Consider the following 25,692-nt stretch of genomic DNA (forward strand, 5'->3'; position numbering starts at 1 on the left):
AAAGGAAGCTGGGGGATACCTCGGCTTCTTCTCAAAAGAGGAAGATAGATATGACACTTGATTTAGTAAAAATTCGGCGGGACCTGCATCAAATCCCAGAAATTGGACTAGAAGAATTTAAAACACAAGCCTATCTCTTGGAGCGCATCGCAGAAATCACCGAGGGAAAAGAATTCGTCGAGCAGCGGACCTGGCGGACGGGGATCCTGGTTTTTCTGAAAGGATCCAATCCAGAAAAGACCATTGGCTGGAGGACGGATATCGATGGCCTGCCCATTATCGAGCAAACTGGCCTTGACTTTGCCTCCCGCCACGAAGGTCGGATGCATGCCTGTGGCCATGATGTTCATATGACCTTAGCCTTGGGCTTGTTGGAGCAATTGGTTCAAGAACAGCCGAAGAACAATCTCTTATTCCTCTTTCAACCGGCCGAGGAAAATGAAGCTGGAGGCATGCTTATGTATGAAGATGGGGCCTTTGGAGATTGGTTGCCTGATCAATTCTACGGCCTCCATGTCCGTCCGGACTTAAAGGTAGGCGAAATCGCGACCAATCGGGGGACGCTCTTTGCAGGGACCTGTGAAGTGAAGCTGACCTTTAAAGGAAAAGGTGGACACGCTGCTTTTCCGCATGAAGCCAAGGATGCCCTAGTCGCTGCTAGCTATTTTGTCACTCAAGTTCAAACCATTGTCAGCCGTAATGTCGATCCTATTGAGGGGGCAGTTGTGACCTTCGGTTCCATGCATGCGGGGACGACCAATAACGTCATTGCAGAAACGGCCTTTCTGCATGGGACCATCCGGACCCTGACCATGGAAATGAACCTCTTGACCCAGAAACGACTCGAGACGATTGCGAGAGGAGTTGCAGCTGCTTTTGATATGGACCTAGAGTTGGAACTCAAGCAAGGGGGCTATTTGCCGGTGGAAAACAATCCAGACTTGGCAGATGAATTGATGACTTTCTTTGATCAAGCAGAAGATGTGACCTTGATGGATATCCTACCCGCCATGACCGGAGAGGATTTTGGTTATCTCTTGTCAAAAGTGGATGGAGTCATGTTCTGGTTGGGAGTGGACAGTCCTTATGCCCTTCATCACCCTCAGATGAGTCCCAAGGAAGAAACCCTGCACTTTGGTGTCAAAGCCATTAGTCCTTTCTTAAAAATGAAAGCCAACCAATAAAGAGAGATGGAAATGAAAGCAAGTATTCGAAAAAGTATATTGAAGAAGATGAAAGGCTTGGAGCCGGAGAACAAGCGAAAGGCTGATCAAGCCTTGATCCAGCGGTTGCGCTCTTTGTCAGTTTACCAAGAAGCAAGCGTTATAGCGACCTATTTATCCTTCCCGCATGAGGTGGATACGAGTTTTCTGATTGATGCAGCTCAAGCTGATGGCAAGCAGGTCGTCATTCCAAAAACCTATCCAAAAGGACGCATGGAATTTGTGGCCTATGATCCGCAGAAGTTGAAACAAACATCCTTTGGCCTCTTGGAACCAGAGGATGGGGCTCAAGTGGTAGATCAGTCGGAGATTGACCTGATCCATGTTCCCGGAGTAGCCTTTCAAAAGGATGGCTATCGGCTGGGTTATGGAGGAGGCTATTACGATCGCTATTTGGCAGATTTTGACGGAGCGACCGTCAGCACCATCTATGCTTGCCAAGAAGCAGACTTTTCACCTGCTCCCCATGATATCCCTGTTAAGGAGGTTCTAGTGGATGAATCAACTATTTGATAAGAAATACCCAGTGACCAGTAGCTTGCTCCTATTAACAACCGGCGTTTTTCTAGCCATGTTATTGCTTCGTGGCTTTGACTATGAATCGGTCCAAACTGTTTACGACTTTGGGGGTGTCTTAGGGGCGGAAATCCAAATGGACCCGAGCCAGAGCTGGCGTTTGCTTGCTGCCATGTTTGTTCATATTGGCTTGCAACATTTTGTTTTAAACATGGTTACCCTCTATTTTCTCGGAAGAATCGCAGAGGATTTATTTGGCTCCAAAGCTTTTCTAGTCCTTTACATCTTATCAGGTTTAATGGGCAATCTTTTTGTGATGACCTTTTCCCCAGAAGTCGTCGCAGCTGGGGCTTCTACCGCCTTGTTCGGCATCTTTGGGGCCATTGCCAGTTTGCGCTTCATTGCTCGGAGTCCCTACATTCAGTATCTGAGCCAAAGTTATACTTCATTGATCCTGGTCAATATTCTCTTTAGCTTTATGCCGGGGATTAGTCTGGCAGGTCACTTAGGAGGCTTGGTAGGAGGAGGGATTCTAGCCTTTGTCTTTCCAGTCTATGGTGAGCGAGATAGCGTGAAAAAAACTTGGCGCTTGGGAGCTCTGCTCCTTTATATAGCTGGAGCCACCCTTCTTTACGCTTGGCCTTTTATATTTTAGCCCTTCAAAGAATTTGTAACGAATTTGTAAATTATCTGAAAACTGAGTGAAGTCTCAGTTTTTTTGTATATAAAAACCAAAAACAAGCAGATACACCCAAAAAGATGCTCTAAAGGTGAATAAAGACAACATAAGAAAGCGCTTGCAAAAAGGGTTGAAAAGGAGTAAACTAACAATTGTAAATATCTTTCTTATCCATTCATAAAAATGGATAAAATATTAAATAAGAGGAGATTTGCAATGAAAAAATGGTTGATTAAGCTCTCGCTAGTAGCGATGGCTATATTGCTCCTTCCGTTTCAAGCTGTTGAGGCTTGCTGTGGATTTATCATTGGACGTCAGTTGACCAAGGATGGTACCACCCTGTTTGGTCGGACTGAGGACTATCCTTATTATCCAAATGGCGGAAAACACAACAAAAACTATGTTGTTGTTGATGCCAAGAATTATAAGGAAGGGGACAAAATTCAGGACGAATCCAATGGTTTCACCTATCCTCATGCTGCCAGTGAAATGAAATACACAGCTACCTATGACTCCGCTCGTGGAGACGGTAGCAACGGTGCTTTCGGAGAACATGGCTTCAACGAAGCGGGTGTTTCAATGACTGCCACTGTTACAGCAATCCCAAATAAAAAAGTATTAGCAAAAGATCCACTAAAAGAAGATGGACTTCCAGAAGCTGCTATGCTCGACGTGATTTTACCTCGTGCAAAAACAGCTCGTGAAGCAATCGAATTACTTGGAAAAGTTATCGAAGAAAAGGGATCAGCCGAAGGAAATACAGTTGTAGTTGCTGACCAAAACGAAACCTGGTATATGGAAATCCTTTCAGGTCACCAATATGTAGCGGTGAAGGTACCAGAAGATAAATATGCAGTCTTTGCCAATACTTATTACCTCGGTCATGTTGATTTGAATGATAAGGAAAATGTGATTGCTTCAAAAGATGTTGAAAAAGTAGCCAAAGAATCAGGAAGTTACAAGACTGATAAAGATGGCAACTTCCATATTGCTAAATCTTACGGACCTGAAAAATATGCTGAAGGCGATCGTTCACGTACCTATGCAGGAATCACTCTATTGGATCCAAAATCAAAAGTGACTTATGAAGATGATGAATACGAACTCTTCCGCTCACCAACAGATCCAAATAAGAAATTTACATTAGAAGATGCCTTTGCTCTCCAACGCAACCGTTTTGAACACTTGAATGGTCGCTTTGTACCGGACGATCAAATCGGTGTCAAGAAACAAGGTGACAATGGTGCAAACGACACAGTTCGCAAAGATCAATACAAATATGCACTAGGTAATGAAAATGTTATTGATGCCCATGTCTATCAAATCAATCCAAAACTACCAAAATCATTTGGTGGTACAGTTTGGCTAGGAATGGGACCATCACGGAACACTCCATATGTCCCATTCTATGGAAATGTGAAAGACACTCATGAAGTCTTTAAACCACAAACAGAAACCTATGATCCAAATTCTTGGTATTGGACTGTTTGGCATATTGACAACATGGCAATCAACAATCAAGATATCTTTGGAAAAACCGTCCAAGAACATTGGAAAGCACTAGAAAAAGGATTTATTGCTGATCAAGAGAAGAAAGATATTGAATATTATTCACTAAAAGATCAACCGGAAGCTGCAAAAGCTGCTGAAGATAAAGTAACGAAAGATGCCCTTGACTTGTCTGATCGCCTTTTCCAACACTTCAAAGATTATGAAAGATTGATGGAAAAACAATTAGAGGCAGCTGGACGCAAGTCAGATCCTTATCGTGCTTCTAAACCAGATAATTATAAAGATCCTGAAGAGTCTAAAGATCCTAAAGAGCCTAAGAAACCAGACACACCAACAGTTTCAGAAAAACCACAAGTTGACGGAAATATTACAAAAATTGAAATTCCTGCTTCTTATTATAGGGCTACCCCTTCTAATAAGGATATCCCAGCAAATGCAGAAGGAAATCCAAACAATCGCTTTGGCTATGCTGCTAACAAGGACAAACAACCATCTGCACCTACCCAAGTAGCAACCCCTGCGAAGCCTGAAGAAACTGTTCAAGCTCCAGCTGAAGCTCCTGTAGCAGGAAACAGTGTAAACAACAATAATCGCTTCGGATCTAATTTCAATCCAGGCGAAATTGAGACTTACCCAAATACAAATTATTCTTACAATGTTCATCCTTAAAAAATAGATAAACAAGAGAATAAATGAAAGAGGAGGCTGGGACAAAAGTCCTAGCCTCTCAATTGTGCGGAGGTGGGACGACGAAATAGAATTCTAACGAATGACCGATTTCTGTCCCACTCTCTTCTTTTTTACAAGAAAAAAGAGATTGACCATTTTGTAGAGTGGCGAACCACTTACACCATATGGTCAGTCTCTTTTGCATCCTTCAGATTCGTATATGCTTTAGTCCGAAGTTTGTTCAGATGTTTCTAATTCTTTTCCAAGATCAATGATGTATTGTTTGAGATCATCTTTAACCTGTGGGTGTTGCAAGGCATAATCAATAGATGTTTTCATAAAACCAAACTTATCCCCTACATCGTAGCGTCTGCCCTTAAATTCACGGGCAAATACTCGTTGGGTCTTGTTTAAGGTATCAATGGCATCCGTTAATTGGATTTCATTTCCAGCGCCTGGTTTTTGGTTTTCCAAAATCTGGAAGATTTCTGGAGTCAGTAAGTAACGACCGATAATGGCAAGGTCACTCGGTGCCTCTTCAGGTGCCGGTTTTTCGACAAAGGTTTCAACGCTATAGAGTCCGTTGATGCCTTCCCCTTGAGGAGCAATGACACCGTAGGCAGAAACTTCTTCATGGGGAACTTTCATGACAGCAATGGTTGAAGCATGTGTCTCATCGTAGTCATTCATCAATTGCTTGGTGAGCGTAGTCGCTGTATCATCTGTAATATCCATGAGGTCATCACCCAGCATCACAACGAAAGGCTCATTCCCAACGAAGGCCTTCGCCTGAAGGACAGCATCTCCAAGGCCGTTCGGATGTTTTTGACGAATGAAGTGGAGGCGCATCCCGGTAGTTTCATCGACCAGTTTCAACAGATCATTTTTCCCTTTTTCCTTGAGGTTGTACTCAAGTTCGAAGTTTGAGTCAAAGTGGTCTTCGATCGAACGTTTTGATTTACCAGTAACAACGAGAATATCCTCGATGCCAGCCTTAAGGGCTTCCTCAACGATGAATTGGATGGTTGGCTTATCCACGATTGGCAGCATTTCTTTGGCCAGAGCTTTAGTAGCAGGTAGGAAACGAGTTCCAAGTCCAGCCGCAGGAATGACTGCTTTTCTAACTTTTGTCATAATAATTCCTTTCTAACTGAAGAATGATTGGTTGTTGATCTGATTGGGAAGGAAGAATTCCTTAGTTCCACTCATTTTCTTCTTTAAATTCGTTGCTCATCATGAAGTTGATGGCTTCACGAATATCTTGCCCTTCATAAATTACTTGGTAGATGGCTTGTGTGATTGGCATGTAGACGTCTAGCTCTTGAGCCAGTTCGTAGGCAGCCTTAGTGGTTGAAATCCCTTCGATGATCATGCCCATGTTGGCTTCGATATCTTCCAGTTTTTCACCACGACCGAGGGCATCCCCAGCTCGCCAGTTCCGAGAGTGGATGGAAGTCCCTGTCACGATCAGGTCCCCAACTCCGGATAGTCCACTATAGGTTAAGGGGCTGGCACCTAGTTTAACACCTAGACGGGTAATTTCAGCTAGGCCGCGCGTGATGATGGCAGCCTTGGCGTTGTCTCCGAATCCAAGCCCGTGGAGGGCTCCAGCTCCGACTGCGATAATGTTTTTAAGAGCTCCAGCCGTTTCTACCCCAATCACATCTGTATTGGTATAGAGGCGGAAGTAGTGGTTGCTGAAGAGTTCTTGAACATAACGAGCTGTTTCTAAATTCTTAGAAGCCGCTGTGATCAGAGTGATATCGCGAACGATGGTTTCTTCGGCGTGACTTGGCCCAGAAACGACCACAATTTCACTACGTAGAGAAGCAGGGATTTCTTCTTCTAAGATTTGCGAAATCCGTTTGTGACTGTTTGGCTCTAATCCTTTGGACGCATGCATGACCTTGACAGGATGGTCCAGAGTCTCAGCGACTTGTTTAGCTACCAAGCGAGTTACCTTAGTCGGAACGACAAAGAGGACCGCATCCGCTCCAGAAAGTGCTTCGTCCAAGTTATGGTAGGCCTTGATCCCTGGATCTAGAAGGACATCCTTAAAGTAGCGTTTGTTGGTATGTTCTTGATTGATTTCGTCGATTTGTTCTGGGACATTTCCCCAGATCTGTACTTCATGGCCATTATCGTGGAGGACTTGAGAAAGGGCAGTTCCCCAAGAACCAGGACCGATGACCGCAACGGTTTGTTTATCCATAGTATTCTCCTTCGTGAAGATTTCATTTCTATTTTACCATACTATAGAGAAAAAAGCTTTGGAATCTAGCTGAATTTCATAGGAAAAGCAAATAATATGATAACTGAAAAAATGTTAGTAATTTTAGTAAATTATTCTTGCATTTATATTCTGAATATGGTAATATTGCTTTCGTATATTACTCTAGCTAGTGATATATAGGAGAAACAAAAAAGAAAAAGGAGTTTATGATGAAAAAAAGCTTAAAAATAATACTGACCTTAGTATTAGTTTTAGCTAGTGTCTTTGGTTTGTCCAAAATTCGGTCGGCCCATGCTGATGGCTCAACAGGAAAGATCCAAATTACAAGTAAAACGATCACACCTGCTAAGTCACCCGTGGACCAGTACACGGACATTAAAGTTGATCTAACTTTCAATGTTCCGAACGGGGTCAAATCTGGGGATCAAGCGGTTATTACCCTCCCTCAGAATCTAAAATTCATCTCGGATCAAACATTTGATGTAATGAGTCCTGATGGTCAATCAGTGGTTGCAAAAGCAGTCATTAATGCTGCAAATAAAACCATCACCTTGACCTATGAAGATTATGTGGAAAAGAAATCAAATATTTCAGGAAGCATGTTCTTTGCAGTTCGGGTAGAGCCTGCAACTGAGTCTCCAAGCAAGGTGCCAATCACCTTGAATGTGGACAACAATCCTGTCCCTGTAGGAAAAGTTGACTTTGTAGTTGACCCAGGGAATGCTGAAAAGACCTTGGACAAGGTTAGCTGGGGGACAGAAACCTTAGCAGATGGTAGCATCACTCGTCAATATGAAGTACGTGTCAATGCCACGAATGCTCCTTTAACAGAAGCGGTTGTGACTGACCAATTGCAAACAGAAGGAATGAACTATGTAGAAGATTCCTTTGTGATTAAAAAAGGGAATTGGGCCGTTAACAGTTCGCATAAATTAGAATTGAAAAACGGGCAAGTTGTCTCTTTACCAGTTGAGTTTGGAGCAGATAAGAAGAGTTTCAAGGTCAGCTTGGGAAATGTAGCCCAAGGTGAAGGTTACTCAATTGCTTATAAGGTGAAGATTCCTTATACCCCTGCAAATGGGGAAAAGTTCCTCAACAATGTAACCTTGAATGCAAAAAAAGTTGTTGAAACTAAGAGCAACCCATTCGTTTATCAAACTGCTGGTGGGGAAGCCCAAGGATATACCTTCTCCATCAACCTCAAGAAAGTTGATAGCCAGGATGAAAACACTGCTTTAGCAGGTGCTGAATTTAACGTGATCCGTGTTGCAACAGGTGCAGTTGTCGGTAAGTTGACAACCAATGCAAAAGGAGAAGCAAGTATTGGTGGCTTGTTGAACACAGCTTACCAATTAGTTGAAACAAAAGCTCCAGAAGGATATGAATTGGATGCAACTCCAATTGATGTCAAAGCAGAAGATTTTGGAACAACAAAAACAGCCCTTAAAACAGTTACAAATAAGAAAATTGTCAAAGAACCGACACCAACCAGTGCGGTCATTGAATTAGATAAGGCCCTTACAGGTCGTGACTTGGTAGACGGTGAGTTTAGCTTTGAATTGTACGAAGGTGCAAACAAACTTCAAACTGTTACCAACAAATCTGGCAAAGTAACCTTTGATGCTATCTCTTACACAGCAGAAGGTGAACACACTTACACTGTGAAAGAGGTCAAAGGCGATAATGCCACTATTGCTTACGACACAGCTGAAAAACAAGTGACTGTTAAAGTTACTCGTGACGGAGATGCCTTGAAGGCAGAAGTCGTCTATCCAGAAAACAAAACATTTACCAATGCCTTCACACCAAACGCAACAACTGCAACAATTGAGTTGACGAAAGAGTTGACAGGTCGTGACTTGGTAGACGGTGAGTTTAGCTTTGAATTGTACGAAGGTGCAAACAAACTTCAAACTGTTACCAACAAATCTGGCAAAGTAACCTTTGATGCTATCTCTTACACAGAAGAAGGTGAACACACTTACACTGTGAAAGAAGTCAAAGGCGATAATGCCACAATTGCTTACGATATAGCCGAAAAACAAGTGACTGTTAAAGTTACTCGTGACGGAGATGCCTTGAAGGCAGAAGTCGTCTATCCAGAAAACAAAACATTTACCAATGCCTTCACACCAAACGCAACAACTGCAACAATTGAGTTGACAAAAGAGTTGACAGGTCGTGACTTGGTAGATGGCGAGTTTAGTTTTGAATTGTACGAAGGTGCGAATAAACTTCAAACTGTCACCAACAAATCTGGTAAAGTGACCTTTGACGCTATTTCTTACACAGCAGAAGGTGAACACACTTACACTGTGAAAGAGGTCAAAGGGACTACCCCAGGTATCACATACGATACAGCCGAAAAACAAGTAACCGTTCAGGTAACTAAAGATGGAGACAACCTTAAAACAACAGTTGTCTATCCAGAAAGCAAGGCCTTTGCAAATACTTACTCAGCTCCAAGTCCAGCAAAAGCTCAGATTTCAGCGAGCAAGATTTTAGAAGGTCGTGACCTAAAAGATGGCGAATTCACCTTTAACTTGTTGGATGAAGCTGGAGAAGTTCTTCAAACAAAACAAAATGCAGCAGATGGTTCTGTAGCATTTGACGAAATTTCTTATTCACAAGAAGATGCAGGAAAAACTTTCCACTACACGATTAAGGAAGTAATCCCTCAATCTCAAGAAAAAGGAATGACCTACGATCAAGCGAGCATCGAAGTGACAGTAACTGTTACGAAAGATGATGCAAGCAATACCATCAAGGCTACAGTGGCGTATGGTGCGAAGACATCCTTCACCAATACCTTTGTCACAAGTGAAATCCCACCAACTCCACCAGTCGTTGAAAAACCAGAAGCTAAGCTTTATACGATTCAGCTTCACAAGGTCAATGGTGAAGGTCGAGCTTTAGCGGGAGCTGTCTTTGGACTCTTTGAAGCGGATGGTAGCACTCCAGTTGCCAACCCATATGGCGAAGGTCAAGCGACAGCGACATCCGATGCTAATGGTCTTGTAAGCTTTGTAGGCTTTGAGGCTAAGGATTATGTAGTGAAAGAATTGACAGCTCCAGAAGGTTACCAACTTTCAACTGCTTCAATCGCTGTCTCTGCAACAGAATTGAGCGCTGCATCAGATTTGGTAGTGGATAAAGGAAATGTAGTGAACCAACCGTTTACTGAAATCCCACCAACTCCGCCAGTTGTTGAAAAACCGGAATTGACTCTTTACAGCATTCAATTGCACAAAGTTAACAATGAAGGCCAAGTCTTGGCAGGAGCTGTCTTTGGACTCTTTGAAGCAGATGGTGTGACACCAGTTGCAAATCCATATGGCGAAGGTCAAGCGACAGCGACATCCGATGCCAATGGTCTTGTGACCTTTACAGGGCTTGAAGCCAAGGATTATGTAGTGAAAGAAATCACTGCTCCAGCAGGATACCAACTTTCTGAAGAAGCGATTACTGTCTCATCTAGTCACTTGATTGCTTCAACCAATCAAGTACTTGATCAAGGTAAAGTTGTCAATAAACCATTCACTGCTATTCCACCAACTCCACCGGTAGTTGAGAAACCAGAATTGAAGCTTTATACCATTCAGCTTCACAAGGTAAATCCATTCTACCAAGATCTAGCAGGAGCAGTCTTCGGACTCTTTGAGGCAGATGGTGTGACACCAGTTGCCAATCCATATGGCGAAGGTCAAGCGACAGCAACATCTGATGCCAATGGTCTTGTAAGATTTGTAGGCTTTGAGGCTAAGGATTATGTGGTGAAAGAATTGACTGCTCCAGCAGGATACCAACTTTCAACTGATTCAATCACTGTTTCTGCGGCGGAATTAACTGCTGCGACAGATTTGGTAGTAGATAAAGGGAATGTTGTCAATCAACTGACTCCTCCAAAAGGGAATACCCCGCCACCTTCTACTGACAAACCAAGAAAAGAAATTCCATCAAATCCTCCAAAAGGGAATACCCCACCACCTTCTACTGAAAAACCAGAAAAAGAAATTCCATCAAATCCTCCAAAAGAAGATAAAAAAGAAGTTCTTCCTTCTACTGGTCAATCAATGAGTGAAGGACTAGTGGCTACAGGACTCGCATTGGCGGTTGCTGGAAGTGCCTTGATTTACAAAAAACGTGAGAATTAATCTCTAAAACAGGTTTTGTTCTAGCCTTGCTAGACAAGCCTGTTTTTTTGCTTTAGGTGATAAAAAATATCTATCAGGCCCTTAAAAAATACATATTAGACGCTCTAAGGGTGGGATGATAAAATAGGGAATAGAAATATCAAAGGAGGGAAGGCCATGTGTAGAACGATTGTTGGAGTCTCTGCCAATCTATGTGCAGTGGATCCAGATGGAAAAAATATCCATTCGTCTGTATCTTGTAAGTTTGCGGAAACCATTAAGCAAGTAGGTGGCCTTCCTATGGTCATCCCAGTGGGAGACCCATCTTTTGCCAAAGATTATATCGAAACAGTGGACAAGCTTATCCTCAGTGGGGGGCAAAATGTCCATCCTAGCTTTTATGGAGAAGAGATCACCATCGAGAGTGATGACTACAATCTCGAGCGTGATCAGTTTGAATTGGCCTTGTTAAAAGAAGCAGTCCGTCAAAACAAGCCCGTCCTAGCTATCTGCCGAGGGGTTCAGTTGGTCAATGTTGCCTTCGGTGGGACTCTCCATCAAGAAGTGGAAGGGCACTGGCAGGGGCTTCCTTTTGGCACATCTCATTCAATTGAGACCAAAAAAGGCAGTGTGGTTGAGCGACTCTTTGGGCAAGCCAGCCAGATCAATTCTGTTCATCGCCAAAGTATCAAAGATTTGGCGCCTAACTTTCGAGTGACAGCTATTGATCCACGAGATCAGACCATTGAAGCCATCGAAGCGGTGGATGGTCATCGCATCATCGGCTTGCAATGGCATCCAGAGTTCCTAGTCAAAGAAGAAAAAGGCAATCTCGAACTCTTCCGCTATCTTTTACAAGAATTGTAAACTCTTTAGGATTTTTTAAGGAGAAAGAGGTAAACTAGTCTCATCAACAAAGACCTCCTAACTTTGTTTGATACAGTTTACTTTTTTCATATAATCTCCTGCAAAAGTCTCCTCCTTTGAGGGGACTTTTGTGCCTTTGTCAGGAAAAATACGAATAGTAGTATAGGGGAGACGCTAGACCAAAGTGATGGTATAATAGAAGAGATGGAAACTATTTAGAATGAAAGAGGAATCATGATGACAAAAATTCGTGGATTTGAACTTGTATCAACCTATACCAATCAAGACTTGCTACCAAAACGGGAGACAGCCCATGCAGCTGGCTACGACTTAAAGGTAGCAGAGCGTACGGTCATTGCACCAGGTGAGATCGTCCTCGTCCCAACTGGGGTCAAGGCCTATATGCAAGCTGGGGAGGTGCTTTATCTTTACGACCGTTCGTCTAATCCTCGCAAAAAAGGCCTGGTCTTGATCAACTCTGTGGGCGTTATTGATGGAGACTACTATGGCAATCCAGGAAATGAAGGCCATATCTTTGCACAGATGAAAAATATCACAGATAAAGAAGTGATTCTTGAAGTTGGGGAACGTGTGGTTCAGGCTGTCTTTGCACCATTTTTAATCGCAGATGGAGATGAAGCTGACGGTGTTCGAACTGGTGGTTTTGGATCAACTGGGAAATAGAGGAATAAAATGGCAGACTATTTATTAGTTGTAGACATGCAGTCAGATTATGTTGCTGTAGGAAAAGCATATCATGAAGAACTGACTGCAGCTGTAAATGACAAAATTGCTACCTATCCCAGCGACCGAGTTATCTATATTCTCAATCGTTTTTTCTGGGAGAGAAAAGACAGAAAGAAGAAATTTGCGACCGGCTTGCTGCTTGTATCTTCTCGTATCTTTGAGAAGCGTCGGGCTTCTTGCTTTACTAATCCAGATTTAAAAGATTTTTTAGAGGGAAATGGTGCTAAAAGCATAGAATTTATAGGGGTAGATGGCAATGGCTGTGTCAAGGCTTCCGTTTTGGCAGCTGTCAAGGAGAATTATCAGGTTTCTGTCGATTTGTCTGCTGTCGGAGTTGCCAACCAGAAGAAATTCTCTAAAACACTGAAGCAGTGGCAAGATTGCGGAATCAAGATTGGATAGTTTTATGGGGATCTTAATATGAAAATTATTTTTGTCCGTCATGGGGAGCCAGATTATAGTATGCTTGATAAACTTGAAAATCCGCAACTCTATAGTGGTTTTGGTCGTGATTTAGCACCATTGACAGGAAAAGGTCGCAGTCTGGCAAAAGAAGTTGCTAAAACTGCATGTTTTGGAAAGGCAGAGATTATTATTTCATCGTCTGTGACGAGGGCTTTAGAAACAGCACATTATATAGCAGTTGAAACAGGATTGGGCTTATTTGTGGAGCCGTTTTTTCATGAGTGGCGTCCAGACATAGATGGCACTAACTCTGATTTAACTAGTGTATTGGTAGCTCATGAATATTATCTAAAACATCAAGGAGCTTTATCTGAAGATTCTCCTTATCGCTATGAAACTGATCTAGAGATGCGTCATCGTTTTTTAACAGCTTTGGAAAAATATAGAAATTATAAAACTATTATCATTGTAACTCACGGAATGCTCATGCGCCAGTTTGTGCCAAATGAAACCATTGATTTTTGCCAAGTTATTGAGTGTGAGATAGAGATTTAGAAAGAGGTATCTTATCGCTAAGAAAAAAACGACATTTATTTGTCAAAATTGTGCCTACAATTCACCCAAATACCTAGGGCGCTGTCCTAACTGTGGTTCTTGGTCTTCTTTTGTCGAGGAGGTTGAGGTCGCAGAGGTCAAGAATGCCCGGGTGTCCTTGACAGGTGAGAAAACAAAACCCATGAAACTGGCGGATGTGACCTCTATCAATGTCCATCGTACTAAGACCGAGATGGAGGAATTCAACCGCGTCCTTGGAGGCGGTGTCGTCCCAGGAAGTCTGGTCCTCATCGGTGGAGATCCTGGAATTGGTAAATCGACTCTCCTCTTACAAGTATCGACCCAACTATCTCAAGTGGGAACGGTCCTCTACGTTAGTGGAGAGGAGTCAGCCCAGCAAATCAAACTTCGGGCAGAGCGCTTGGGGGATATTGACAGTGAGTTTTATCTCTATGCGGAGACCAATATGCAAAGCGTGCGAGCAGAAGTGGAGCGCCTCCAGCCTAACTTCCTTATCATTGACTCTATCCAGACTATTATGTCTCCTGAGATTTCAGGGGTGCAGGGATCGGTTTCTCAGGTGCGGGAAGTGACGGCAGAGCTCATGCAGCTGGCTAAGACCAATAATATCGCCATCTTCATCGTTGGCCATGTGACCAAGGAAGGAACCTTGGCAGGTCCTCGGATGTTGGAGCACATGGTGGATACAGTGCTCTACTTTGAAGGGGAGCGCCACCATACCTTCCGGATCCTGAGAGCGGTCAAGAACCGGTTTGGATCCACCAATGAAATTGGGATTTTCGAGATGCAATCAGGTGGCCTAGTCGAAGTCCTCAATCCGAGTCAGGTCTTCCTAGAAGAACGCTTGGATGGGGCGACTGGTTCTGCTATTGTCGTCACCATGGAAGGAAGTAGACCAATCTTGGCGGAGGTTCAGGCCTTGGTGACCCCAACTGTTTTTGGAAATGCCAAGCGGACGACGACAGGTCTTGACTTTAATCGGGTCAGCCTCATTATGGCTGTTTTAGAGAAACGTTGCGGACTTCTTCTTCAAAATCAAGATGCCTATCTCAAGTCAGCTGGTGGTGTCAAACTGGACGAACCGGCCATTGACCTAGCCGTAGCGGTAGCCATTGCGTCTAGCTACAAGGAGCTTCCAACCAATCCTCAAGAGGCCTTTATCGGTGAGATTGGCTTGACTGGGGAGATTCGTCGAGTGACTCGGATTGAGCAACGGATCAACGAAGCGGCTAAACTTGGCTTCACTAAGATTTATGCGCCAAAAAATTCTCTCCAAGGCATCACAATCCCAGATGGTATTCAAGTGATAGCGGTCTCCACTGTAGGAGAGGTTCTGAAAAAAGTCTTTTCTTAACCAGAGTTTGAAATCGTTTGCGAAAAGGCTTTTCCTGTGCTATACTTTGTCTATACTTACTTAAGGATAGGGGTTAATTATCATGCAATTTTTTACAGACAACAATGTGCAATTCCCTTTGGTCGAGTTATCTCTCAATCAAGGTGAGACTGTCTATATTCAGCGGGGGAGTATGGTCTACCATACACCTAATGTGACCCTCAACACCAAATTAAATGCAAGTGGCTCTGGTGTGGGACGCTTTGTAAAAGCAGTTGGACGGTCAATGGTTTCGGGTGAAAGTACTTTTATCACCCAGGTTTTTGCCCAGTCTAATAATGCTTACCTAGCATTGGCACCTGACTCACCAGGTCAGGTTGTACCACTATATTTGGGTGAAAAGCAGTATCGATTGAACGATGGTGCTTTTCTAGCCCTTGATGGCACGGCCTTCTATACAATGGAGTTCCAATCAATCGGTAAGGCTCTTTTTGGTGGTCAGGGAGGATTCTTCGTCATGACGACCCAAGGACAAGGGACTCTCTTGGTGAATGCATACGGCTCTATTAAAAAAATTGAGCTGAACAATCAAGAAATCACCATCGATAATGCCCATGTCGTTGCTTGGAGCCAGTCTTTGGATTATCGTATTCATTTGGAAAATGGTTTCTGGCAATCAATCGGAACAGGTGAGGGAGTAGTCAATACATTTAGAGGGACTGGTGAGATCTATGTTCAAAGTCTCAACCTTCAGACCTTTGCTGGCTTGCTGAATCGCTATTTACCAAGACGATCATAATGCATAAAAGAGGCTGGGACAAAAGTCCTAGCCTCTCAATTGTATTTGGATTATCGAGCAAGACGCAGTGGTTGAGTGGGCTCTACTACGCTGATTTCATCAGCTTTTACAGCCCTACTCAACTGTGCGGAGGTGGGACGACGAAATCGAATTCTAACGAATTACCGATTTCTGTCCCACTCTCTTTTTCATGTAGGCTGGCAACTGACAATCTGGGAAAAAGATGGTAAGATAGAGAGTAAATAATTTGGAGTTCAAACTATTTTACCAACCAGAAAGGAAGTTCTTATGTCCTATTTTGAGAATTTTTTAAAAGCCAATCAAGCCTATGTTGAATTGCACGGAGACCTTCATCTCCCGATCAAACCGAAAACGCAAGTGGCCATTGTGACCTGTATGGACTCTCGTCTTCACGTCGCACCGGCACTAGGTCTTGCTCTGGGGGATGCCCATATTTTGCGGAATGCAGGGGGGCGCGTGACAGAGGACATGATTCGTTCCTTGGTTATCTCACAGCAACAGATGGGAACGCGAGAAATCGTCGTCTTGCATCACACAGACTGTGGGGCGCAAACCTTTGAGAATGAAGGATTCCGTCAGCATCTGAAGAAGGAACTGGGAGTTGATGTCGGAAACCAAGACTTCCTACCCTTTCAAGATATCAACGAGAGCGTCCGAGAAGATGTTGCTCTATTAAAAGCCTCACCGCTGATTCCAGACGATGTCATTATCTCAGGAGCTGTCTATGATGTCGATACAGGATTGATCACTGAGGTGAGAGATTAAATGTCTCCCATTCGTCTTGGGAGTGACGATGGGAGATTAATTATTTTTATAAAAGGAAAATAATTTAGGAGACAGTAAAATGGTATCGTTATCGAAACCTATATTACGATTATTAGATAAGCACCCTAAAAAAGTAATCTATTTTTTGAGTGCTTTTTTCCCTATGCTAATCATGCTTATTGTATGGGCTATAATTGGTTTATACCCATTTGGTAGCAGAAGTTTAATGTCTGTTGATTTTGGACAACAGTACATTAGTTTTTTTGGATTATTGAAGAATTCAGTCTTATCGGGAGATTTCTCTAACCTGAGCTATTCGTTTACCCAGTCACTCGGGGGACCAATGGCAGGATTGGTTGGATATTATTTGCTGAGTCCTTTTAATCTGATTTTTATTATTACCCCATTTCAATATTATGGGCTTGCCGTCTTTCTCATAATTTGGCTGAGGTACGGAGCAATAGGATTGGCATTTGCTTTTCTATTGATTAAGCGATATAAGGGATTGAGTTCGAAGAAGTATCTTGTTCCCTTGCTATCTACAGCGTATGCTTTGTCTGGTATGCTAGTGGCCTATCAGATGAATGTAATATTCTATGATGCTATGATTATGCTTCCGATAGTCATCGCTTATCTGGAGGAGTTGCTAGACGGAGGTCAGGGCATTAAATACTCTATTTTTCTGGGGATGATGCTATTCTTCCAGTTCTATATGGGGTATATGTCCTCTATTTTTATAGCATTGTATGCTTGTTTTTATGTATCACCTAAATTAAGTGTAGACGGATCTTTTAAGATAAAGATATTGAACTATTTTCATCCACTAATTAGAGCATTAGGTTATTCAATTATTGGGGGTGGTTTGGCTTCTGTAAGTTTACTGCCTATTTTATCAAGTCTTCTCGAAAGTAGAGGTGGTTATAACCCAGGAATGACTTTCTCATTAGATTTAATGATTAAGCCTCTGGATATTTTATCGAAGTTAACAATTGGTGGATTTGATTCGGGAGCATGGGTAACGGGGCCAAATCTACCGAATATATATATAGGTGCCTTTGGATTCGTCGGATTTATTATATATTTTTTATGTAAAAAAATTAGTAGTATAAAGAAATGGTCAGCAGGTGTCGTTACTTTTGTTTTCTTTATCTCGTTTGTAAATGAATTTGTAAATAAAATTTGGCATATGGGGCAAATGCCATTAGGATTCTTTTATCGTTTTTCTTGGCTATTTTCATTTTTTATGCTAGTCTTGGCATTTCAAGCACTAAAAGAAGGAATGGAGATTTCCAAAAAAGGAAAAGTGATTTCACTTATTCTTTTGGTGGCTGCGTGTTCCTATTTATCTAATGCAACTTTCGATTATATAAAACAACTGCAACCGGAGCCTCTCACTCTGATTATTTCTGGTCACTTGCAGTTAATTGTATTGTTTACAATAATCAATGCTAGCATAATATTGTATCTATACTGGAAGTTGTCAAAAGATAATTTGGAAAAGAAAATAACAAGAGTTATTTTAACGAGTGTGTTAATCCTGATTTCAGTCATCTTGGCTGTGAAAGGATTCCTATTCTCACAAATCTGTTTAACTCTTTTCACATATGTCTTTGTAATTTTTTCCATTAAGCCTAAAATGTCCAAAGCAGTGGTTATCTTGCTGTATGGAATGACATTTTTTGAGTTAGGTTATAATGCATATTTAGCACAAGTTGGTTTTTATTATAATGAAATTGATCAGTTTGTAGATGCAACTACTTCAGTGAAACGAGTGACGGATTATGTTAAAAAACATGCTGATAATAAATTCTATCGTATGGCCTCTACCTTTGCGTATTCTAGGACAAGTCCTTCACTTTTAACATACCCTGGCTTGGAGAACTTTAGTTCAACTCTTGAAAAATCAACAATTGATCATTTTTCATATATGGGAAATATAGGGGGATATTTCTCAACAATTTATGCAAATGGAACTCCACTAACAGATGCACTTTATGGTGTTCGATACTATATGGATTTCAAAGATGGAGTTGATAAGCAGAAGGAATCTCAATCTGGGAAAATGAAATTTACTCGGTATACGAATCGTTATGATATGGGAAGGTATTTTACTAAAAAAGTGTATGAGGATGAACGGTACATCGTTCGTGAAAATCCAAATTCTTTTTCTATTGCATATGGAACAAATAACCTTGTGGGTGACTTAAAATTCAACAGAGATGATGCTATAAACAACCAAAATAGAATTTTAAATGCGATGCAGGGTGTTTCAGTTGAAAGTCCTGATTATGTTGATTATTTTACACCTTTAGGTTTTAACGATATTGAGGTGGAAAATGTAGAAGTTATCAAAGAAAATAAGGACAGTGGAGAATACGTCTATAAGAGAAAAGATAATACAAAAGAAGGAGTAATCCGCTATAAATTCACGCCTCAAACTGACAATACTTATTATTTATTTTCTCCACAAACACTAACTGGTAAAAGTGGCTATACAGTTTCAGTAAACGGTGATTTGATAAGTAATTTAATTGTTTTCTCTCAAAGGCAAATTTGGCAGATTACAGATCGAACTTCACAAAAGGAATCGGTTATTGAGTTCAGATTCCAGTTTGATGACATTGATTTATCTCATTTAGTATTATATAGGGCTGATGTTGAAAAGATTAAGGAAGTACTAGATTCGAGAAAGAATCAAGAGTTGAATGTAGAGCAGTTTAGCAACACCCATCTTATCGGTAAGGTGAACATCACAGATGAGAGTACCGTTATGATGACTTCGATTCCATATAATGAAGGATGGAAAATTGAGGTTGATGGTAAACCAGTCGAAACGAAGAAATCATGGGATAGTTTTTTATCTTTTCCAATTTCACGAGGGAAACATAAAGTTGAATTTTTCTTTAAGCAAAAATGGTCCACCATTGGTCTAGGTGCCTCTGTATTAAGTCTAATTACCTTATTTACTATTTGGAAGAAAGAGAATAGACCAGAAAGTCATCCTCTTGCTTCATAAGGAAATAGGAATTCAGTCTTTGCGATGCAAGGACTGAATTTTTGTTCCCAAGTGATGATGAAAGTCGAGGAAAAACAGGAAAAGTTTGTGAAAATTTAATGAAAAAACATGGATATTAAGATGATTTTCGCTGGGTATCGAATCACTGGAGATGGCCTTCGTTGCAGTGTTTGAGAGGCTTTGGCTCTCCTATAAAATCGGATTGACAAAAAACTGAACAATTAGTGAAAAATAATTAAAAAATCTTGCATTTATAAACAGATATGTTACAATAATAATCAAATAATTTATAAAGGAGCATAATATGCAGACCACAAAAGCACGCGTGAAGCGAGTTTTAGCATTTATGAGTCTTTTAGTTTTATCCTTGACAGTTTTTACGACAGTCTTTGCAACTGAAGTAACCAGTTATACGATAAAAACTGAAATTAAGGTTGACAACCAACCGTTAACTGCCGACACGAAGATCACCACTGGTCAAACGATGGAGGCAACCAACGAGATTAGTTTCCCTGACTCACAGCAGATCAATGCTGGTGACACATTGGTTCTAGATCTTCCAAAAGAACTAGGCCTAGTGACCAAGCTAGAGTTTCCAATTGTACACGAAGGCGGAGAAGTAATTGCAAATGCAGTGACAGATCCAAGTACGCAAAAGGTGACCATTACCTTTACAGACTATTTCTCTGAGAATTACAAAGATAAGGTAATGACCTTGAAGTACAATGTCCGTCCAAATGCAGCAAACTTGCCAAAGACGGGAACTTACTACTTTACATTTGGTAGTACTGACTTCACACTAAACTACAACAAGGATGATGGTGAAGCTGGTGACTATGAAATGAAGTATGGTTACCAAGATCCAGAAAATCCTAACCGGATTAAATGGCGCATTGTCTTGAATGCGGTTCAAGACAAGTTGAACAACATGGTCATCAAAGATGACTTCAGCGACAGTGGTCAAGTCCTAGTCGAAGGTTCTCTACGTGCAGTTCGGTATGCAACTCAGCCAGAGAAGATTCCAAATGAAGCGGCTCTCCTTAAGTTGGAACCAATCGATAACTTCACCAAGAAAGCTGAGTTTACCAGAAATGCGGATGGCGGTATTACAGGATTCACGATTAATTTTGGGGATAACTGGAACTGGGCTATGTACATTGAGTACACAACAGAGTTGAAGTCAACACTTCCTGAAGGAAGTAAAGTGGCCAATGTCCTAGAATGGTCAGCTAGCAATTTTGACAAGTCTCGCTCAATCAACGCCTTGACACGTTTGGAAAGTGCTTCAGGTAGCGGTAGTGGGGATCGAACAACTACTACAACAACTACTACAACAACTACTACAACAACTACTACAACAACAAGCACAACCACGTCGACCACGACAACTGAGGAACCAACAACCACGTCGACCACAACGACTGAGGAGCCAACAACCACGTCGACCACAACGACTGAGGAGCCAACAACCACGTCAACGACGACAACTGAGGAACCAACAACTACGTCAACAACGACTGAGGAACCAACAACCACGTCAACGACGACCGAGGAACCAACAACTACGTCAACAACGACGACTGAGGAACCATCAACTACGTCAACAACGACGACAACTACGACTACGACTGGTGAAGGACGTCCAACAACCACTACTACGACAACAACTGGTGGTCCAACCACTGGTGAAACCACTGAACCAACACCGGGAGGTGGTACTGGTGGAGGCCGTAAGAAACTTCTTCCAAGTACTGGTGAGGTCGTAGCAACTGGTCTCGTTATTTCGGGAGTTATTATCCTCATTGGTGCGATTGTCTTAAAACGCAAAATTTCTAATAAATAAACAAAGAGTTTCCGTATGATGGAGAGAGCGAAAGCTCTCTCTTTTTTGGGAGAATGATAGATGGAGAAAAGGGATGAAATTATCAATACTCATTACACTACTCAATGAGGAATTAGTGCTAGCTCAGACTCATGCAGCTATTTCGGCTCAGCTGGAAGACATGCTCGGGAAAGATCTTTTGGATTATGAAATCCTTTATATTGATGATGGAAGCAATGATAAGACCTTTGAGCTAATCGAAGAGCTTGCCAGAGACAATGATCGGGTCAAATATATTCGCTTTAGTCGAAACTTCGGCCGGGAGAGTGGTATCTTGGCTGGTTTTAAGTATGCGACGGGAGATGCTGTCATGGTCATGGATGGAGATTTGCAACATCCGCCCTATCTCATCCCCCTCTTTTTAGAGGCTTACAAGGAAGGCTACGATATCGTCAGTGGACAGCGGACTCGTGATGGTGAATCCTTTGTGGGCAGCACCTTTGCTCGTCTATTTTACTTCCTATCCAACCGCTCCATGGATGTTCATTTGACGGATGGAAAATCCGAGCTCAGACTTCTCAGTCGAAAGGCTATCAATGCTTTTGTTTCCATGCCGGAATACAATCGATTTAATAAAGGTCTGTACGAATGGATTGGCTTCAAGGAGAAAGTCATCCCCTATAAAAATGAACTTCGCAAGGCTGGAAAGAGCAAGTTTGGCTTTAAGAAATCCATGAACTATGCCATTCAAGGGATTATTTCCTTTAATGACCGCCCTCTTCGCGTGTGTATCCAGTTTGGGTTTATCTGTCTAGGCTTGGCTATTCTCTACTTGGTTTTTGAGTTGATAAAGTATATCTTTTCTCAGGGGGATTATGTGAGTGGGTATTTTACAACCATTGCGGCCATCATTCTCTTTAGTGGGGTTCAGCTAATCTTTATCGGAATTCTTGGTGAATACATCGGGAAGATTTACTATGAAGTGAAGCGTCGCCCTCATTTCATTATTGAAGACACCAATATTGAAAAGGCGAAAGAGGATAGCATTGGATAAGGAAGATAGGAGATAGAAGAATGTTTGTCTGGACCAAGCCTTGGCAAGAGCTTTGGAAGAGAAATCCGAAGAGCTTGCTGTATGCTTTTAGCGCCCTGCTCCCAATGGCCATCATGCTGGTCGTTTGGGCTTTTATGGGGACTTTTCCATTTGGAGACAAAAGCTTGATGGCTGTTGACTTTGGTCAACAATACATCAGCTTCTTTGGCTTGTTGAAAAATGCCGTGCTCTCAGGAGATTTATCTAGTTTGAGCTATTCCTTTACCAAGTCTCTGGGGGGAGATATGATTGGGGTGCTCGGCTATTATTTGATGAGTCCTTTTAATATTATCTATATTTTGATGCCCCTCAAGTACTTTGGGTTTGCGGTCTTCTTGACCATTTGGCTCCGTTACGGGGCTATTGGGATGGCCTTTTCCTTCCTTTTGATCAAGCGGTATAAGGGCTTGGAATCTAGGAAATGGCTAGTGCCCCTCTTTGCGACGGCTTATGCCCTATCTGGGATGCTGGTGTCGTATCAGATGAATGTCATTTTTTACGATGCCATGATCATGCTTCCCATCGTCATTGTCTACCTAGAAGAGCTATTGGATGGAGGAGCTCCCTATCGCTATGCCTTTGCTTTAGGCTTGACGGTCTTGCTCCAATTTTATATGGGTTATATGATCTCCATTTTCATCGCCTTGTATACTTGCTACTATGTATCGCCAAGGCTGCTGGTCGAAGGAGATTGGAAGAAGAAAATTAGAAATGTTAGTCTTCCCATCTTGCAGGCTGTAATCTATTCGATTATCGGGATCGCGCTAGCCTCTGTCATCCTTTTGCCGGTCTTCTTCAACCTCATTGAAAGTAAGGGCCAGGTCGGAGGAGGGATGACCTTCTCATTGGCCTTTCAAATTAACCCCTTAGATATTTTTGCCAAGCTAGTTGTGGGTGGCTTTGATAACACCTCAGGCTGGTCTGCTGGGCCAAACCTTCCTAATATCTATATCGGAGCCTTGGGGCTACTAGGCTTTGTATCCTATTTCTTGTCGAAAAAAGTTGTCACCGTCAAGAAATGGGCTGCCGGTCTGGTCACCTTCGTTTTCTTTATTTCCTTTGTCAATGAATTTGTCAGCAAGATTTGGCATATGGGGCAAAATCCAGCTGGTTTCTTTTTCCGCTTCTCTTGGCTATTCTCCTTCTTTATGTTGGTCCTAGCCTACCAAGCGATGAAAGAAAAAATTGTGCTTTCACGCCTAGCCAACCTAGTGATTGGTCTGGTGTTAGCCTTGGCAGTTGTCTATGTCTATTCGCAGAACTATAGCTTTATTGCCAAGCTTCAACCGTCTGGTGTCTCCCGTTACATCAGCCGATTTACTGCCCTTCATTTGTTGGGGCTCCTGGTCGTTGTTTCCTATGGCTTTTACAGCTATTGGGACAGATCCAAGAAGAGCCGGAAAGAAAAGCTCATTCGGATTGGCTGGACTGCTGGCTTCCTTGTCCTTGCCCTCATCCTCTTGAAAGTAGGCTATTTGTTGTCCCAAGTTGGAATCACAGTTCTACTATATCTGCTTGTCCTTCTGGTCTTGAACAAAAAATGGACCCGCTTGTCAGTCGTGGTATTATCTGTCTTGACCTTCTTTGAGCTGGGCTATAATGCCTATCTCTCTCAGGTGACCTTGGGCTATGACAGTGTCTACAAATTTGCAGATGCTGCTGTTTCGGTCAAGCGTGTAACGGATAAAGTCCAGGCAGATGCGGATGAGAAGTTCTACCGGATTGCGACTGACTTCGCCTATTCTCGAACGGTCCCATCCTTGGTATCTTATCCAGGCTTGAGTACATTCAGCTCGAGCTTAGAACGGTCGACCATGGACCACTTTGCTTACATGGGAGATCTGGGGGTCAATGCAGCCACAGAGTATAGCAATGGGACGCCCCTGACGGATGCCTTGTACGGTGTTCGCTATTACATGCATGCCAAGGAGTTCAATCCGAAAGAGATGGAAGCACATCCAGAAAAGATGTATTTCTATCGCTTTACCAACCGCTTTGACATGGGGCGTTACTACACAGAGACTGTTTATGAAGACAATCGCTTTGTCGTCTATAAAAACCCTCATTCTTTCCCTTTGGTCTATGGGACTAATTCTCTCGTGAAGAACATTCAGTTTGGGGCCAACAATGCCTTTGCGAACCAAAACATTATCCTTAACTCTATGGAAGGCCATCAAAAGAATACGGGCGATTATGTCGAGTATTTTAAACCCTTAGCTTTTACTGGGATTGAAACGGAAAATTTAATAGAAGAAAAGGTCAACAAGGATACAGGAGAGGCCATCTATCGACGGGCAGATTCTTCTAAGGAAGGCATTATCCGTTATAAGGTTATCCCTCAGTCCAACAATACCTATTACTTCTTTGTACCAGCCTCCTTGATTCCCAAGCAAGATTACTCTGTCCTGGTCAACAACAAATGGTTGCCAAATAGTAAGACCTTTACCCAAAGGCAAATCTGGCAGCTGACGGACATGACTGAAAATCAAGAGTCAGTCATTGAGTTCCGCTTTAGAACGGATGCCATCGACATGAGCCAGGCAGGTGTCTATCGGGCCGAGCTGGATCAGATCCAAGAAGTGCTAGAGAAGCGCAAGCAACAAGGTCTGAAGGTGACCAAGTTCAGCAATACTCATATTGAGGGAAATGTCACCATTACGGATGATAGTGATGTCATGATGACCTCCATCCCATACAGTGCCGGCTGGCAGGTGAAAGTGGACGGTCAATCCGTCACGACCGAAAGAGCCTGGAATAGTTTCCTATCTTTCCCAATCACCAAAGGGAAACATAAGGTCGAGTTTGTCTTCAAAACCAGAGGCAGCTTGATCGGTGCCCTATTGTCTATTGTCGCAGTTGTGAGTCTCCTTATCATAAGAAAAAGATGGGAAGAGGAGCATGCTTAAGTTTCCTCAACGAGGAATAAATTTCTTAAAAAGAGAGTGGGACAGAAATCGGTCATTCGTTAGAATTCGATTTCGTCGTCCCACCTCCGCACAGTTGAGTAGGGCTGTAAAAGCTGATGAAATCAGCGTAGTAGAGCCCACTCAACCACTGCGTCTTGCTCGACACTTCAAAGACAATTGAGAGGCTAGGACTTTTGTCCCAGCCTCTTTCTATATAAAGGATGAAAATGTGTCAAAAAAATGAATAATAAAAAAATGGACTAAATGGGAAAAAAAGTAAAAAAATGTTAAAAAATAGAGGGAAACTTCGTCTGAATATTCAGAAAGTTTTACGATAAGTAACAACTTTGATATAATTAGTTGACGGAGATGAACAA

The 25,692-nt window shown here is 42.3% G+C and carries 18 protein-coding genes; 16 read left to right on the forward strand and 2 right to left on the reverse strand.

The window, feature by feature from the left end; translation table 11 throughout:
• Window positions 1–50 precede the first annotated feature (50 nt).
• The 4 genes from D7D50_RS03820 (at window position 51) to D7D50_RS03835 (ending at window position 4,599) form a co-directional block, all read left to right on the forward strand.
• Window positions 51–1,184 (forward strand): N-acetyldiaminopimelate deacetylase, encoded by a 1,134-nt coding sequence (locus tag D7D50_RS03820; RefSeq protein ID WP_120701513.1) that lies wholly within the window; start codon window positions 51–53, stop codon window positions 1,182–1,184.
• A gap of 12 nt (window positions 1,185–1,196) precedes the next feature.
• Window positions 1,197–1,736: a 5-formyltetrahydrofolate cyclo-ligase gene (locus D7D50_RS03825; RefSeq protein ID WP_120701514.1), complete on the forward strand. Its 540-nt coding sequence runs from the start codon at window positions 1,197–1,199 to the stop codon at window positions 1,734–1,736.
• Window positions 1,720–2,394 carry a rhomboid family intramembrane serine protease gene (locus tag D7D50_RS03830; RefSeq protein ID WP_120701515.1) on the forward strand — a complete coding sequence of 225 codons (675 nt, stop codon included), beginning with the start codon at window positions 1,720–1,722 and terminating at the stop codon, window positions 2,392–2,394. Before D7D50_RS03825 ends, D7D50_RS03830 begins: the two co-directional genes overlap by 17 nt.
• Window positions 2,395–2,634: 240 nt before the next feature.
• On the forward strand, window positions 2,635–4,599 hold the full coding sequence (locus tag D7D50_RS03835) for a C69 family dipeptidase (protein WP_120701516.1): 1,965 nt from the start codon (window positions 2,635–2,637) through the stop codon (window positions 4,597–4,599).
• Window positions 4,600–4,824: 225 nt separating this feature from the next.
• On the opposite strand, the gene galU is transcribed toward D7D50_RS03835, so the two are convergent.
• Window positions 4,825–5,733 carry a UTP--glucose-1-phosphate uridylyltransferase GalU gene (galU, locus tag D7D50_RS03840; protein ID WP_120701517.1) on the reverse strand — a complete coding sequence of 303 codons (909 nt, stop codon included), beginning with the start codon at window positions 5,731–5,733 and terminating at the stop codon, window positions 4,825–4,827.
• A 61-nt stretch (window positions 5,734–5,794) separates the two neighbouring features.
• Window positions 5,795–6,811 carry an NAD(P)H-dependent glycerol-3-phosphate dehydrogenase gene (locus D7D50_RS03845; RefSeq protein WP_120701518.1) on the reverse strand — a complete coding sequence of 339 codons (1,017 nt, stop codon included), beginning with the start codon at window positions 6,809–6,811 and terminating at the stop codon, window positions 5,795–5,797.
• Between the two features lie 230 nt (window positions 6,812–7,041).
• Here D7D50_RS03845 and D7D50_RS03850 point away from each other — a divergent pair, with 230 nt between their 5' ends.
• From D7D50_RS03850 to pgfM1 (D7D50_RS03910), 12 genes are all read left to right on the forward strand, one after another.
• The gene (locus D7D50_RS03850; RefSeq protein ID WP_162614521.1) at window positions 7,042–10,986 is read left to right on the forward strand and encodes a SpaA isopeptide-forming pilin-related protein; all 3,945 of its coding nucleotides are present in this window, start codon (window positions 7,042–7,044) and stop codon (window positions 10,984–10,986) included.
• Window positions 10,987–11,142: 156 nt separating this feature from the next.
• Entirely contained in the window at window positions 11,143–11,832 is a 690-nt protein-coding gene (locus D7D50_RS03855) for a gamma-glutamyl-gamma-aminobutyrate hydrolase family protein (protein ID WP_120701520.1), read from the forward strand.
• Between the two features lie 237 nt (window positions 11,833–12,069).
• Window positions 12,070–12,516 (forward strand): dUTP diphosphatase, encoded by a 447-nt coding sequence (locus D7D50_RS03860; RefSeq protein WP_070437493.1) that lies wholly within the window; start codon window positions 12,070–12,072, stop codon window positions 12,514–12,516.
• Between the two features lie 9 nt (window positions 12,517–12,525).
• Window positions 12,526–12,981, forward strand: a complete 456-nt coding sequence (locus D7D50_RS03865; protein WP_120701521.1) for an isochorismatase family protein — start codon at window positions 12,526–12,528, stop codon at window positions 12,979–12,981.
• Between the two features lie 18 nt (window positions 12,982–12,999).
• Window positions 13,000–13,539 carry a histidine phosphatase family protein gene (locus D7D50_RS03870; protein WP_120701522.1) on the forward strand — a complete coding sequence of 180 codons (540 nt, stop codon included), beginning with the start codon at window positions 13,000–13,002 and terminating at the stop codon, window positions 13,537–13,539.
• Window positions 13,540–13,576: 37 nt separating this feature from the next.
• The gene (gene radA / locus D7D50_RS03875; protein WP_237394714.1) at window positions 13,577–14,914 is read left to right on the forward strand and encodes a DNA repair protein RadA; all 1,338 of its coding nucleotides are present in this window, start codon (window positions 13,577–13,579) and stop codon (window positions 14,912–14,914) included.
• Between the two features lie 82 nt (window positions 14,915–14,996).
• A complete protein-coding gene (locus D7D50_RS03880; protein ID WP_023024583.1) occupies window positions 14,997–15,692 on the forward strand; it encodes a TIGR00266 family protein in 696 nt (231 codons plus the stop codon).
• Between the two features lie 288 nt (window positions 15,693–15,980).
• Window positions 15,981–16,478, forward strand: a complete 498-nt coding sequence (locus D7D50_RS03890; RefSeq protein ID WP_120701524.1) for a beta-class carbonic anhydrase — start codon at window positions 15,981–15,983, stop codon at window positions 16,476–16,478.
• Between the two features lie 79 nt (window positions 16,479–16,557).
• Window positions 16,558–19,494: a glycosyltransferase PgfM1 gene (pgfM1, locus tag D7D50_RS03895; protein ID WP_120701525.1), complete on the forward strand. Its 2,937-nt coding sequence runs from the start codon at window positions 16,558–16,560 to the stop codon at window positions 19,492–19,494.
• Between the two features lie 304 nt (window positions 19,495–19,798).
• Entirely contained in the window at window positions 19,799–21,337 is a 1,539-nt protein-coding gene (locus tag D7D50_RS03900) for an LPXTG cell wall anchor domain-containing protein (protein WP_099747331.1), read from the forward strand.
• A 73-nt stretch (window positions 21,338–21,410) separates the two neighbouring features.
• Complete coding sequence (gene pgfS, locus D7D50_RS03905; RefSeq protein ID WP_120701526.1) at window positions 21,411–22,370, forward strand: glycosyltransferase PgfS; 960 nt, start codon at window positions 21,411–21,413, stop codon at window positions 22,368–22,370.
• Between the two features lie 20 nt (window positions 22,371–22,390).
• Window positions 22,391–25,315 (forward strand): glycosyltransferase PgfM1, encoded by a 2,925-nt coding sequence (gene pgfM1 / locus D7D50_RS03910; protein WP_120701527.1) that lies wholly within the window; start codon window positions 22,391–22,393, stop codon window positions 25,313–25,315.
• Window positions 25,316–25,692: the final 377 nt, after the last annotated feature.

The organism is Streptococcus koreensis (assembly GCF_003627135.1).
Lineage (GTDB): Bacteria > Bacillota > Bacilli > Lactobacillales > Streptococcaceae > Streptococcus > Streptococcus ilei.